Source organism: Escherichia sp. E10V10 (assembly GCF_004211985.1).
Taxonomy (GTDB): domain Bacteria; phylum Pseudomonadota; class Gammaproteobacteria; order Enterobacterales; family Enterobacteriaceae; genus Escherichia.
This window is the reverse complement of record NZ_RHJO01000001.1, coordinates 176,799-189,682: the sequence shown is the minus strand read 5'-3', so window position 1 is coordinate 189,682 and position 12,884 is coordinate 176,799. Positions and strand designations below refer to the sequence as shown.

At 51.2% G+C, this 12,884-nt stretch carries 13 protein-coding genes; 6 read left to right on the top strand and 7 right to left on the bottom strand.

The genetic code is table 11. The features are described from left to right. The first annotated feature begins 177 nt into the window (after positions 1 to 177). From ackA to yfcC, 3 genes are all read left to right on the top strand, one after another. The gene (ackA, locus tag D9736_RS00855) at positions 178 to 1,380 is read left to right on the top strand and encodes an acetate kinase (protein ID WP_130207228.1); all 1,203 of its coding nucleotides are present in this window, start codon (positions 178 to 180) and stop codon (positions 1,378 to 1,380) included. 73 nt (positions 1,381 to 1,453) lie between these two features. Next, positions 1,454 to 3,598 (top strand): phosphate acetyltransferase, encoded by a 2,145-nt coding sequence (gene pta / locus D9736_RS00850; RefSeq protein ID WP_130207230.1) that lies wholly within the window; start codon positions 1,454 to 1,456, stop codon positions 3,596 to 3,598. 190 nt (positions 3,599 to 3,788) lie between these two features. After that, entirely contained in the window at positions 3,789 to 5,309 is a 1,521-nt protein-coding gene (gene yfcC, locus D9736_RS00845) for a putative basic amino acid antiporter YfcC (protein WP_130207232.1), read from the top strand. A 204-nt stretch (positions 5,310 to 5,513) separates the two neighbouring features. Here yfcC and yfcD read toward each other — a convergent pair whose 3' ends face one another. The 3 genes from yfcD to yfcF are packed head-to-tail and all read right to left on the bottom strand — an operon-like array spanning position 5,514 to position 7,366. Then, complete coding sequence (gene yfcD / locus D9736_RS00840) at positions 5,514 to 6,056, bottom strand: NUDIX hydrolase YfcD (RefSeq protein WP_130207234.1); 543 nt, start codon at positions 6,054 to 6,056, stop codon at positions 5,514 to 5,516. A 58-nt stretch (positions 6,057 to 6,114) separates the two neighbouring features. Then, positions 6,115 to 6,666 carry a phosphodiesterase gene (yfcE, locus tag D9736_RS00835; RefSeq protein WP_064526570.1) on the bottom strand — a complete coding sequence of 184 codons (552 nt, stop codon included), beginning with the start codon at positions 6,664 to 6,666 and terminating at the stop codon, positions 6,115 to 6,117. A gap of 55 nt (positions 6,667 to 6,721) precedes the next feature. Continuing rightward, positions 6,722 to 7,366, bottom strand: coding sequence for a glutathione transferase (gene yfcF / locus D9736_RS00830; protein ID WP_130216958.1), 645 nt, complete (start codon positions 7,364 to 7,366; stop codon positions 6,722 to 6,724). 134 nt (positions 7,367 to 7,500) lie between these two features. Here yfcF and yfcG point away from each other — a divergent pair, with 134 nt between their 5' ends. From yfcG to D9736_RS00815, 3 genes are read left to right on the top strand one after another with little or no spacing between them, the layout of a single operon-like run. Next, positions 7,501 to 8,148, top strand: a complete 648-nt coding sequence (gene yfcG / locus D9736_RS00825) for a GSH-dependent disulfide bond oxidoreductase (protein WP_130216956.1) — start codon at positions 7,501 to 7,503, stop codon at positions 8,146 to 8,148. 56 nt (positions 8,149 to 8,204) lie between these two features. Further along, a complete protein-coding gene (gene folX, locus D9736_RS00820) occupies positions 8,205 to 8,567 on the top strand; it encodes a dihydroneopterin triphosphate 2'-epimerase (RefSeq protein WP_130207240.1) in 363 nt (120 codons plus the stop codon). Between the two features lie 20 nt (positions 8,568 to 8,587). Beyond that, complete coding sequence (locus tag D9736_RS00815; RefSeq protein ID WP_130216954.1) at positions 8,588 to 9,481, top strand: TIGR01777 family oxidoreductase; 894 nt, start codon at positions 8,588 to 8,590, stop codon at positions 9,479 to 9,481. Positions 9,482 to 9,528: 47 nt separating this feature from the next. On the opposite strand, the gene D9736_RS00810 is transcribed toward D9736_RS00815, so the two are convergent. The 4 genes from D9736_RS00810 to hisQ all read right to left on the bottom strand — a co-directional run bounded on the left by D9736_RS00810 (position 9,529) and on the right by hisQ (position 12,796). After that, positions 9,529 to 10,419 (bottom strand): Rpn family recombination-promoting nuclease/putative transposase, encoded by an 891-nt coding sequence (locus tag D9736_RS00810; protein ID WP_130257459.1) that lies wholly within the window; start codon positions 10,417 to 10,419, stop codon positions 9,529 to 9,531. 196 nt (positions 10,420 to 10,615) lie between these two features. Then, positions 10,616 to 11,389: a histidine ABC transporter ATP-binding protein HisP gene (gene hisP, locus D9736_RS00805; RefSeq protein WP_130216950.1), complete on the bottom strand. Its 774-nt coding sequence runs from the start codon at positions 11,387 to 11,389 to the stop codon at positions 10,616 to 10,618. 7 nt (positions 11,390 to 11,396) lie between these two features. Then, positions 11,397 to 12,113, bottom strand: a complete 717-nt coding sequence (locus D9736_RS00800) for an ABC transporter permease (RefSeq protein ID WP_000569948.1) — start codon at positions 12,111 to 12,113, stop codon at positions 11,397 to 11,399. After that, entirely contained in the window at positions 12,110 to 12,796 is a 687-nt protein-coding gene (hisQ, locus tag D9736_RS00795; RefSeq protein ID WP_064526547.1) for a histidine ABC transporter permease HisQ, read from the bottom strand. The genes D9736_RS00800 and hisQ overlap by 4 nt, the downstream gene beginning before the upstream one ends. Between the last annotated feature and the right edge of the window lie 88 nt (positions 12,797 to 12,884).

The window sequence follows — 12,884 nt, the reverse complement described above, 5'->3', positions numbered from 1 at the left end:
AAACATTATGCCATTGGCTGAAAATTACGCAAAATGGCATAGACTCAAGATATTTCTTCCATCATGCAAAAAAAATTTGCAGTGCATGATGTTAATCATAAATGTCGGTGTCATCATGCGCTACGCTCTATGGCTCCCTGACGTTTTTTTAGCCACGTATCAATTATAGGTACTTCCATGTCGAGTAAGTTAGTACTGGTTCTGAACTGCGGTAGTTCTTCACTGAAATTTGCAATCATCGATGCAGCGAATGGTGAAGAGTACCTTTCTGGTTTAGCCGAATGTTTCCACCTGCCTGAAGCACGTATCAAATGGAAAATGGACGGCAATAAACAAGAAGCGGCTTTAGGTGCAGGCGCCGCTCACAGCGAAGCGCTCAACTTTATCGTTAATACTATTCTGGCACAAAAACCAGAACTATCTGCGCAGCTGACCGCTATCGGTCACCGTATCGTACACGGCGGTGAGAAGTATACCAGCTCCGTAGTGATCGACGAGTCTGTTATTCAGGGTATCAAAGATGCAGCTTCTTTTGCACCGCTGCACAACCCGGCTCACCTGATCGGTATCGAAGAAGCACTGAAATCTTTCCCGCAGTTGAAAGATAAAAACGTTGCTGTATTTGACACGGCGTTCCACCAGACTATGCCGGAAGAGTCTTACCTCTACGCCCTGCCGTACAACCTGTACAAAGAGCACGGCATCCGTCGTTACGGCGCGCACGGTACCAGCCACTTCTATGTAACCCAGGAAGCGGCAAAAATGCTGAACAAACCGGTAGAAGAACTGAACATCATCACCTGCCACCTGGGCAACGGTGGTTCCGTTTCTGCTATCCGTAACGGCAAATGCGTTGATACCTCTATGGGTCTGACTCCGCTGGAAGGCCTGGTAATGGGTACTCGTTCTGGTGACATCGATCCGGCGATCATTTTCCACCTGCACGACACCCTCGGCATGAGCGTTGATGCCATCAACAAACTGCTGACCAAAGAGTCTGGCCTGCTGGGTCTGACCGAAGTGACCAGCGACTGCCGCTATGTTGAAGATAACTACGCGACGAAAGAAGACGCGAAGCGCGCAATGGACGTTTACTGCCACCGCCTGGCGAAATACATCGGTGCATACACCGCGCTGATGGATGGTCGTCTGGACGCTGTTGTATTCACCGGTGGTATCGGTGAAAACGCTGCGATGGTTCGTGAACTGTCTCTGGGCAAACTGGGCGTGCTGGGCTTTGAAGTTGATCGCGAACGCAACCTGGCTGCACGTTTCGGCAAATCTGGTTTCATCAACAAAGAAGGTACCCGTCCTGCGGTGGTTATCCCAACCAACGAAGAACTGGTCATCGCGCAAGACGCGAGCCGCCTGACTGCCTGATTTCACACCGCCAGCCCAGCTGGCGGTGCTGTTTTGTAACCCGCCAACCGGCGGTAACGAAAGAGGATAAACCGTGTCCCGTATTATTATGCTGATCCCTACCGGAACCAGCGTCGGTCTGACCAGCGTCAGCCTCGGCGTGATCCGTGCAATGGAACGCAAAGGCGTTCGTCTGAGCGTTTTCAAACCTATTGCTCAGCCGCGTACCGGTGGCGATGCGCCCGATCAGACAACGACTATCGTGCGTGCGAGCTCTTCCACCACGACAGCCGCCGAACCGCTGAAAATGAGCTACGTTGAAGGTCTGCTTTCCAGCAATAAAAAAGATGTGCTGATGGAAGAGATCGTCGCGAACTACCACGCTAACACCAAAGACGCTGAAGTGGTTCTGGTTGAAGGTCTGGTACCGACACGTAAACACCAGTTTGCCCAGTCTCTGAACTACGAAATCGCCAAAACGCTGAACGCGGAAATCGTCTTCGTTATGTCTCAGGGCACCGACACCCCGGAACAGCTGAAAGAGCGTATCGAACTGACTCGTAACAGCTTCGGTGGTGCCAAAAACACCAACATCACTGGCGTTATCGTTAACAAACTGAACGCACCGGTTGATGAACAGGGTCGTACTCGCCCGGATCTGTCCGAGATTTTCGACGACTCTTCCAAAGCTAAAATCAACAATGTTGATCCGGCGAAGCTGCAAGAATCCAGCCCGCTGCCGGTTCTCGGCGCTGTGCCGTGGAGCTTTGATCTGATCGCGACTCGTGCTATCGATATGGCACGCCACCTGAACGCCACCATCATCAACGAAGGCGACATCAACACTCGCCGCGTGAAATCTGTAACTTTCTGCGCACGCAGCATTCCACACATGCTGGAGCACTTCCGTGCAGGTTCTCTGCTGGTAACTTCCGCAGACCGTCCTGACGTACTGGTTGCCGCTTGCCTTGCTGCCATGAACGGCGTAGAAATCGGCGCCCTGCTGCTGACTGGCGGCTACGAAATGGACGCACGCATTTCTAAACTGTGCGAACGCGCTTTCGCTACCGGCCTGCCGGTATTCATGGTAAATACCAACACCTGGCAGACTTCTCTGAGCCTGCAGAGCTTCAACCTGGAAGTTCCGGTTGACGATCACGAGCGTATCGAGAAAGTTCAGGAATACGTTGCTAACTACATCAACGCTGACTGGATTGACTCTCTGACTGCCACTTCCGAGCGCAGCCGTCGTCTGTCTCCGCCTGCGTTCCGTTATCAGCTGACCGAACTGGCGCGCAAAGCGGGTAAACGTATCGTTCTGCCGGAAGGCGACGAACCGCGTACCGTTAAAGCAGCCGCCATCTGTGCTGAACGTGGTATCGCAACTTGCGTACTGTTGGGTAACCCGGCAGAGATCAACCGAGTTGCAGCGTCTCAGGGCGTAGAACTGGGCGCAGGCATTGAAATCGTTGATCCAGAAGTGGTTCGCGAAAAATATGTTGCTCGTCTGGTCGAACTGCGTAAGAACAAAGGCATGACCGAAACTGTTGCCCGCGAACAGCTGGAAGACAACGTGGTTCTCGGTACCCTGATGCTGGAACAGGATGAAGTTGATGGTCTGGTTTCCGGTGCTGTTCACACCACCGCAAACACCATCCGTCCGCCGCTGCAGCTGATCAAAACTGCACCGGGTAGCTCTCTGGTATCTTCCGTGTTCTTCATGCTGCTACCGGAACAGGTTTACGTTTACGGTGACTGTGCGATCAACCCGGATCCGACCGCAGAACAGCTGGCAGAAATCGCGATTCAGTCCGCAGATTCCGCCGCAGCCTTCGGTATCGAACCGCGCGTGGCTATGCTCTCCTACTCCACCGGTACTTCTGGTGCAGGTAGCGACGTAGAGAAAGTTCGCGAAGCAACTCGTCTGGCACAGGAAAAACGTCCTGACCTGATGATCGACGGCCCGCTGCAGTACGACGCTGCGGTAATGGCTGACGTTGCGAAATCTAAAGCGCCGAACTCTCCGGTTGCAGGTCGCGCTACCGTGTTCATCTTCCCGGATCTGAACACCGGTAACACCACCTACAAAGCGGTACAGCGTTCTGCCGACCTGATCTCCATCGGGCCGATGCTGCAGGGTATGCGCAAGCCGGTTAACGACCTGTCCCGTGGCGCACTGGTTGACGATATCGTCTACACCATCGCGCTGACTGCGATTCAGTCTGCACAGCAGCAGTAATCTCGTCATAATCCGCAGCCTTACTGCTGCGGATATCAGAACCGGAAATAGCCACTATTTCCGGTTTTTTATTCTCTTAATTTGCATTACTCCTTTCTGATTATCTTGCTTAACTGCGCTGCATCAATGAATTGCGTCATCTCACTTTGCATACTTACCACTTTGTCTTGTGCAAGGGAAAATTTGCGCTATGTCAGCAATCACTGAATCCAAACCAACCAGAAGATGGGCAATGCCCGATACTCTGGTGATTATCTTTTTTGTTGCTATTTTAACCAGTCTCGCCACCTGGGTTGTTCCGGTGGGAATGTTTGACAGTCAGGAAGTGCAATATCAGGTTGATGGTCAGACAAAAACACGCAAGGTTGTAGACCCTCACTCATTTCGCATTCTGACCAACGAGGCGGGCGAACCAGAGTACCACCGCGTGCAACTGTTCTCGACGGGCGATGAACGTCCCGGCCTGATGAACTTCCCGTTTGAAGGGCTAACTTCTGGCTCGAAATATGGGACCGCCGTTGGCATCATCATGTTTATGCTGGTGATTGGCGGCGCGTTTGGCATCGTGATGCGTACAGGAACTATTGATAACGGCATCCTGGCGCTTATCCGCCACACACGAGGGAATGAAATTCTTTTCATTCCGGCGTTATTTATTCTCTTTTCACTCGGCGGTGCGGTATTTGGCATGGGGGAAGAGGCAGTCGCCTTTGCCATCATCATCGCGCCACTCATGGTACGGCTGGGTTATGACAGTATCACCACCGTCCTGGTAACCTATATCGCTACGCAAATCGGTTTTGCCAGCTCGTGGATGAACCCGTTCTGCGTGGTCGTCGCCCAGGGGATCGCTGGTGTTCCGGTGCTTTCTGGCTCCGGTTTGCGCATCGTGGTATGGGTAATCTCTACTCTGATTGGCCTGGTCTTCACCATGGTGTACGCCTCACGGGTGAAAAAGAATCCTCTGTTGTCACGCGTTCATGAGTCCGATCGTTTCTTCCGCGAAAAACAGGCGGATGTCGAACAGCGCCCATTTACCTTTGGTGACTGGCTGGTATTAATTGTTTTAACCGCCGTCATGATCTGGGTGATTTGGGGCGTTATTGTCAATGCCTGGTTTATTCCTGAAATTGCCAGCCAGTTCTTCGCTATGGGTCTGGTAATTGGCATCATCGGCGTTGTCTTCCGTCTGAATGGTATGACGGTAAACACCATGGCTTCATCATTTACCGAAGGCGCGCGAATGATGATAGCCCCCGCCCTGCTGGTTGGTTTCGCCAAAGGGATTTTGCTGCTGGTAGGTAACGGCGAAGCCGGTGATGCCAGCGTACTGAATACCATCCTCAACAGCATTGCCAATGCCATTAGCGGCCTTGATAACGCGGTCGCGGCGTGGTTTATGCTGCTCTTCCAGGCGGTATTTAATTTCTTCGTGACATCCGGTTCTGGCCAGGCCGCGTTAACCATGCCGTTACTGGCACCGCTTGGCGATCTGGTCGGCGTTAACCGTCAGGTTACCGTGCTGGCCTTCCAGTTTGGCGATGGCTTCAGTCATATCATTTACCCGACCTCGGCTTCATTAATGGCCACGCTCGGTGTTTGCCGGGTGGACTTCCGTAACTGGATCAAAGTGGGGGCAACACTGCTTGGACTGCTGTTTATTATGTCCAGCGTGGTGGTGATAGGCGCCCAGTTAATGGGCTACCATTAAAAACGTTAAGAGCCGCGATTGCGGCTCTTAGATTGATGACAACGGAAAAATTGCCTGATGCGCTACGCTTATCATGCCTACATGGCCCATGCAATATATTGAATTTGCAATATTTTGTAGGCCGGATAAGGCATTTACGCCGCATCCGGCATAAACAAAGCGCACTTTGTCTACAACCTGAGAGCCGCAACTGCGGCTCTTTTTTCATTCTGCCGTTTCAGTCTCTACGGCTTCATTGTTGGCATTGCGCTTCATCCACAACGCCAAAGCTTTTAGCGAGTCTGGTGTGAACTCATCGCAACGAGCGGTGATTTCTTCTGGCGTCAGCCAGCAGACCTCGCTGACTTCATCTTCCTGAAGGGCGAAGGGACCGTGAGAAACACAGCTGAACAACGCGCCCCAGACACGGCAATTTTTGTCTTCAAAATAGAACTGTCCGTGCTCGGCAAAGGGGACACCGGCAATGCCCAACTCTTCTTCCGCTTCGCGACGTGCGGATTCCAGCAGTTGTTCATCAGCCTGGACCACACCACCAGCAGTAGCATCTAACATGCCGGGTAAAAAGTCTTTTGTCTCGGTACGACGCTGGACCAGAATTTTGCCCATACCATCATGCACGACGATGTAAGTTGCACGATGACGCAGACACTGTGCCCGCATTTGTTCCCGGCTGGCTTGTGCAATGACTTCGTTATCTTCATTGACAATATCCACCCATTCAGTACTTGCCAAACGACGCTGTTCCATTATCAGGAAACCTTCTTTTTCTGGCGCTCTTACGGCGCATTTTGAGTTGTTGGGTAAATTACGGATTAATCGCGACCTGCGCAATGATACTTTGATCATTGAGTGCGATTACGCTTAGTACGTCATCTTCGAGCATGCCGTAGCTCGCCAGATTGCCGCCTTTCGGAATGCTAACCGAACCGGGGTTGAAGTGGAAAATCTCCCCCCGCTGCTCCGCCACCGGCAGATGGGTATGACCATACACCAGCACGTCGTTCTGGTTTAACGCCGGCAGATTATCCGGGCCAAACAGATGCCCATGTGTCAGAAACAGGCGCTGTTTTTCCAGCAACACCTGTTGCCATGGCGCGGTCATTGGGAAATGCAGCAGCATTTGGTCCACTTCACTGTCGCAGTTGCCACGTACAGCGATGACTTTATGCGCCACTTCATTCAAGCGTTCCGCCACCTTTGCCGGCGCATAGCCCTCCGGTAAAGCATTGCGTGGGCCGTGATTCAGCACGTCGCCAAGAATCACCAGCCACTGCGCGCCGCTTTGGGCAAACAACTCCAGTACACGTTCCGTCGCCGGTAACGACCCATGAATGTCCGATGCAAACATCAGTTTCATCACTCACTCCTCGTCGAAAAAACGTAAGCTATGATACTGGATTCTGTCGCTGCTATCAGCCAGATTGCTTTGCTGAAAGTGCAATAAAACGCTGAACTGAAGCCCGCTGCCACTGGAATGCCGCATAATCCACCAGACGCTCCGGCACCTCATCGCCGTGCAGCACCAGACGATTAATCATTAGCGCTAAATCAGTGTCGGCAATGCACCACTCGCCAAACAAATTAGGCTGGTTATGCGTCAGTAAATGTTCTGCCATTGCGAACAGTTTCTGCGCGCTGGCTTTTCCCTCCGCCGTTAGCGGTGCTTTTTTTACGCCAGCAAAAACGACATCCGTCGAACGCTCTTCACGCAGAGGCATCAGGTCGCTCCGCAGCCATGCCTGAATTTGCCGTGCACGCGCCCGGTTTTGCAGATCTAATGGATAAATGCGTTCCCAGGTCGGCGGCGCAAAACGGTCTTCCAGATATTCCGCTATGGCAGAGGATTCACTCAACTCAAAATCATCAATCTGTAACAAAGGCACGCGGCGTGTCTGCCCGTAACCTTGCCACGTCGGCTGTAAATGTTCACCGCTGTCAAGGTCGATAGTCTTTATATGAAAAGGTAGTCCTTTCTCCTGCAACGCCACCCAGGCGGATAACACGTAGGGTGAGAAAAAATGGGCATCTGACCAAAGCGTGATAGCGGGTTTACTCATTATATCCTCGGCGATAAAGGGGCTTGCTCTCAAACTATAGAGCCTTTTTGTCACTGTTACTTGATGAAAACTCACGCGAGTCTCCGGGGTTTCTATACTTGAGATGTTCAGATTATTAGACAACCGGAGCTGCAATGATCGATCTCTATTACGCCCCTACCCCAAATGGCCACAAAATTACGCTGTTTCTCGAAGAGGCTGGTCTGGAATATCGTTTAATCAAGGTTGACCTGGGGAAAGGCAGTCAGTTTCGCCCGGAGTTTTTGCGCATATCGCCGAACAATAAGATTCCGGCAATTGTTGATCATTCACCGACTGATGGCGGCGAACCGTTAAACCTCTTTGAGTCAGGTGCAATTTTGTTGTATCTGGCAGAGAAAACGGGACTATTTTTAAGTCACGACCCGCGTGAGCGCGCCACCACCTTACAATGGTTATTCTGGCAGGTTGGCGGCCTGGGGCCAATGCTCGGACAGAATCATCATTTTAATCATGCTGCGCCACAGACTATTCCTTACGCTATTGAACGTTATCAGGTTGAAACCCAGCGTCTGTATCACGTACTCAATAAGCGCCTGGAAAACGCCCCCTGGCTTGGCGGCGAAGATTACAGCATTGCGGATATTGCCTGTTGGCCGTGGGTAAATGCATATGCTCGTCAGCGGATTGACCTTGCTATGTACCCGGCAGCGAAGAACTGGCATGAGCGGATCCGTTCGCGCCCTGCCACCGGGCAATCACTATTAAAGGCTCAATTGAATGATGAGATCTCAGATAGTTAACTGAGAAAGGTTCTCGTGTATTATTCCTGTCTAAGTAAAACAACAGGGAACCTGCAATGTCACAACCTGCCGCTATTATTCGTATAAAGAACCTTCGTTTACGTACATTTATCGGAATTAAGGACGAAGAGATTAACAACCGTCAGGATATCGTTATCAATGTCACGATCCACTACCCCGCCGATAAAGCGCGTACCAGTGAAGATATTAATGACGCGCTGAACTATCGCACCGTCACCAAAAACATCATTCAACACGTGGAGAATAACCGTTTCTCTTTGCTGGAAAAATTAACTCAGGATGTGCTCGATATCGCACGTGAACATCACTGGGTAACCTATGCTGAAGTGGAGATCGATAAACTGCACGCGTTGCGCTACGCCGATTCGGTATCAATGACCTTGAGCTGGCAGCGTTAACCGCCATATCGGGAGGCTGCATGAATATAGTGATCACCGGAGGGACGGGATTAATTGGTCGCCATTTAATCCCGCGTTTGCTGGAATTGGGCCATCAGGTCACAGTGGTGACGCGTAACCCGCAGAAAGCCAGTTCAATCCTCGGCCCTCAGGTGACACTATGGCAAGGGCTTGCCAATCAAAGCAACCTCAACGGCGTTGACGCGGTAATCAACCTGGCTGGCGAACCGATTGCCGACAAACGCTGGACTCACGAGCAAAAAGACCTACTGTGCCAAAGTCGCTGGAATATTACGCAAAAACTGGTGGATTTAATTAACGCCAGCGACACACCGCCGTCGGTCCTTATTTCTGGTTCGGCGACGGGATATTACGGTGATTTAGGTGAAGTTGTAGTTACCGAAGAAGAAGCTCCGCATAACGAATTTACCCATAAACTCTGCGCTCGTTGGGAAGAAATTGCCTGTCGGGCGCAAAGCGACAAAACGCGAGTGTGCCTGCTGCGTACCGGTGTGGTACTGGCACCAGATGGCGGTATTCTCGGCAAAATGCTGCCGCCGTTTCGCCTCGGTTTAGGTGGCCCTATTGGCTCTGGTCGGCAGTATCTGGCCTGGATTCATATCGATGATATGGTCAACGGGATTCTCTGGCTGCTGGATAACGATCTACGCGGACCGTTTAATATGGTTGCCCCCTACCCGGTACGCAATGAACAATTTTCCCATGCGCTCGGCCATGTACTGCATCGCCCGGCAATTATGCGCGTCCCCGCGACCGCCATTCGGCTGTTAATGGGCGAATCTTCAGTTCTGGTGTTAGGTGGACAACGCGCGTTACCTAAAAGGCTGGAAGAAGCGGGGTTTGCGTTTCGCTGGTACGATTTAGACGAGGCGCTGGCAGATGTCGTTCGCTGATGTGGTTTACCGCGAACATCCGCCAGTTAGTCCCTGGTAATTCAGAATTAGTGGCTTTTCGCCAAAAGGTCGTCTGGCGAAAGTCGGGTCAACATCAGGATGACTTCGCGGTCAAATCCTTTTTCCAGCATCTCCTGAGCAATTCGCAGGGCTTCTTCGTGTTTGCCCTGCATTGCGCCTTCTTCACGTAATCTGTCAGCAATGGTCATCAGTTTCTCCTTTTCTTGTGGTGCACGTTCCGCTATCTCACCAATAAATGAGCGGAAGCGCTGGGCATCCCCCGTTTGTAATACGTAATTAAACAGGGCTTTTAGCTGCCTGTCATTAGTGTTGCCTGTAATAAGCAGAGAAACTATTTGATCGACTAATCCCAACAGATCGCGCTGGCGAATATGTTTCTGCATTAACTCCAGCAACGCCATTTTGCGGTGTTGCATAATCTCGTCATCCGGCACTACGGTAATATCCATCAGCGGAAAAGCCGATGAATAAATTTGGCGGGCAATAGCAGGTTCTGCAAATTCATCAAGCCAACATAGAGAATAAGGATAAGGACTTCTGCAACCATGATAAAACAGCATCGGGATCACCAAAGGCAGTTCTTTATAGCCTGCATCAAGATGGTTTTGCATTGCCGCGATAGAATAGCGCATCATGCGAAAAGCCATTAATTCTTCCGCCTTACTTTGGTGTTCAATGACGACATAAATATATCCCATCCCCTCATCAGTTTTCACTGACCACAAGATGTCGGAGTAATATTGCCGCAGGTTTTCATCAATAAAACTGTTGGGTTCCAGTTTTAACGTCGATAAATCACAAAGTTTACGTAGCGGCGCAGGAAGGTGAATATCAATAAAATCCCGTGCGGTGTCCGGGTGACGTAAAAAGGATTTAAATACCACATCATGCGGTGTGGAAGTTGTCGATATGGTCATGGCGTTCCGTCACCCCTCAAATTTAAGATGACGAGACAATAACCACCCTTTATAAGCAATGCAGCAGGCAGTTTTTATATCTGGACAGCGAATTCAGAACTATTTTAAGTGGACTGCAATATATACATGTCAATGGAAGCCAACTCGCAAATTAGCCTTGAAAATACTCCGGCAGCATTAGCCACCGGAGAGGAAATTATTTCAGCGATCCCTTAAGGAACTGTTGCAAACGAGGACTTTGCGGGTTGCCAAATAATTGTTCTGGCGCACCCTCTTCTTCGATTTTCCCCTGATGGAGGAAAATAACATGTGTGGAGACATGGCGAGCAAATTCCATTTCGTGGGTTACCACCACCATCGTTTTCCCCTCTTCCGCCAGCTGCTGCATAATGCGCAGCACTTCGCCCACCAGCTCTGGGTCAAGGGCCGATGTAGGTTCATCAAACAGCAGAACTTCTGGTTCCATTGCCAGCGCCCTTGCGATGGAAACACGCTGTTGCTGACCGCCAGAAAGGTGCACCGGATATTTCCCCTGCGCACGTTCGTCTATGCCGACCTTCGCCAGATATTTCACCGCTCGCTCGCGCGCTTCCTGCTTGCTCAGGCCCAGCACCTGAATGGGCGCTTCCATGACGTTTTCCAGCACCGTCATGTGGCTCCAGAGATTGAAGTGCTGGAATACCATCGTCAGGCGTGTGCGCAGCAAGCGCAGCTGATTTTTATCGGCGACTTTGAGTTGGCCGTCTTTATCCCGCACCAGATTGATAGTCTGGCCGTTAACCACGATCGAGCCTTCACTCGGTTTTTCGAGGAAGTTAATGCAGCGCAGAAAGGTACTTTTCCCCGATCCCGACGATCCGATGATGCTGATCACATCCCCGGCGTTCGCTTGCAGTGACACCCCTTTCAGCACTTCATGTTCGCCGTAGCGTTTGTGCAAATCGATAACGTTTAATTTATTCTCGGACATCGTATTCTCAGTGCGTTGAAGAAGGTTTCACATGCTGCAACCAGCGTTTTTCCGCTCTGCGAAAGAGGCTGATCAGGACATAAGAGATGATTAAATAGAGTACCGCAGCAATGCCAAAGGCGGTAAAAGGTTGATACGTCGCGGCGTTGATATCACGGGCAATTTTCAGCAGATCCGGCACCGTGGCAGTAAACGCCAGCGCAGTCGAGTGCAACATCAGGATCACTTCGTTGCTGTAGGCCGGTAAAGCAATGCGCAGCGCCGACGGTAAAATAATGCAGCGATACATTTTAAAGGTCGAGAAACCATAGGCTCTGGCAGCTTCAATTTCCCCGTGCGGCACCGAGCGAATCGCTCCGGCAAAAATCTCGGTGGTGTAAGCACAAGTGTTAAGCGTCAGCGCCAGCACGGTACAGTTCAGGCCACTGCGGAAGAAAGCGTTAAGAAACTCGGTACCCTTAACAATCTCCAGCGTGTACATGCCGGAATAGAACACCAGCAACTGAACATACAGCGGCGTACCGCGAAAAATATAGGTAAATAACCAGATTGGAAACTGGATGTATTTATTACTTGAGACGCGACCAATCGCCAGAAACAGCGCCAGAATTCCGCCTATCACTACTGACAAAATCAGCAACCAAAGGGTAATCGCCACGCCGGTAAAGCGATAACCGTCGGTCCACAACAGCGGTTTCCAGTATTCATGTAAGATTTCGATCACAGGTCAGCCCTCTTCACACCCACGGAGTAGCGGCGCTCAAGGAACAGCAGCACACCATTGGAAACGGTGGTGAAAACCAGATAAATCACGCCACAGACGATGGCGAAATAGAACGGTTCCCATGTACTTTTGCCTGCCAATTGGGTGGCTTTCACCACATCTTCCAGGCCGAGTAACGAAACCAGAGCGGTAGATTTGAGGATCACCTGCCAGTTGTTGCCAATGCCCGGCAGAGCGTAACGCATCATCGCCGGAAACATAATCCGCCGAAATACTTGCCCGCGAGTAAAACCGAACGCCGTAGCCGCCTCTATTTGTCCTTTCGGCACCGCCATAAACGCGCCACGGAACGTTTCGGTGAAGTAAGCACCGTAAATAAAACCCAGGGTGATAATACCGGCAACCATCGGGTCGATATCAATCTGTCCGACGCCCATCGCCTCCGTCACCGTATTTAACGCAATCTGCAAACCGTAAAATATCAGCAGCATCAACACTAAATCCGGCACACCGCGAATCAGCGTGGTATATCCTTCGAAAATCAGCCCCGAGAGTCGATTTTGCGAAAGCTTACCGCCAGCGCCAATTAAACCGATGATTACAGCGAGCACTACAGAGCTGATGGCCAGCTCCAGCGTGACGAGCGCACCCTGTAAAATAACACCTGAAAACCCATACAACATGCTGCCTGTCCTGTCGTGTGTGGTGAATTACCGCCTCTTGTCTCCCTCCGGTTACCCGAAGGGAGCGGGCTTTCTTTCACCGATGGCG

Coding starts and splice junctions, on each gene's coding strand:
- ackA (WP_130207228.1), top strand. CDS start 178: ATGTCGAGTAAGTTAGTACTGGTTCTGAACTGCGGTAGTTCTTCACTG.
- folX (WP_130207240.1), top strand. CDS start 8,205: ATGTCACAACCTGCCGCTATTATTCGTATAAAGAACCTTCGTTTACGT.
- yfcF (WP_130216958.1), bottom strand. CDS start 7,366: ATGAGTAAACCCGCTATCACGCTTTGGTCAGATGCCCATTTTTTCTCA.
- yfcD (WP_130207234.1), bottom strand. CDS start 6,056: ATGGAACAGCGTCGTTTGGCAAGTACTGAATGGGTGGATATTGTCAAT.
- yfcE (WP_064526570.1), bottom strand. CDS start 6,666: ATGAAACTGATGTTTGCATCGGACATTCATGGGTCGTTACCGGCGACG.
- D9736_RS00810 (WP_130257459.1), bottom strand. CDS start 10,419: ATGACCATATCGACAACTTCCACACCGCATGATGTGGTATTTAAATCC.
- hisQ (WP_064526547.1), bottom strand. CDS start 12,796: ATGTTGTATGGGTTTTCAGGTGTTATTTTACAGGGTGCGCTCGTCACG.
- hisP (WP_130216950.1), bottom strand. CDS start 11,389: ATGTCCGAGAATAAATTAAACGTTATCGATTTGCACAAACGCTACGGC.
- D9736_RS00815 (WP_130216954.1), top strand. CDS start 8,588: ATGAATATAGTGATCACCGGAGGGACGGGATTAATTGGTCGCCATTTA.
- yfcC (WP_130207232.1), top strand. CDS start 3,789: ATGTCAGCAATCACTGAATCCAAACCAACCAGAAGATGGGCAATGCCC.
- yfcG (WP_130216956.1), top strand. CDS start 7,501: ATGATCGATCTCTATTACGCCCCTACCCCAAATGGCCACAAAATTACG.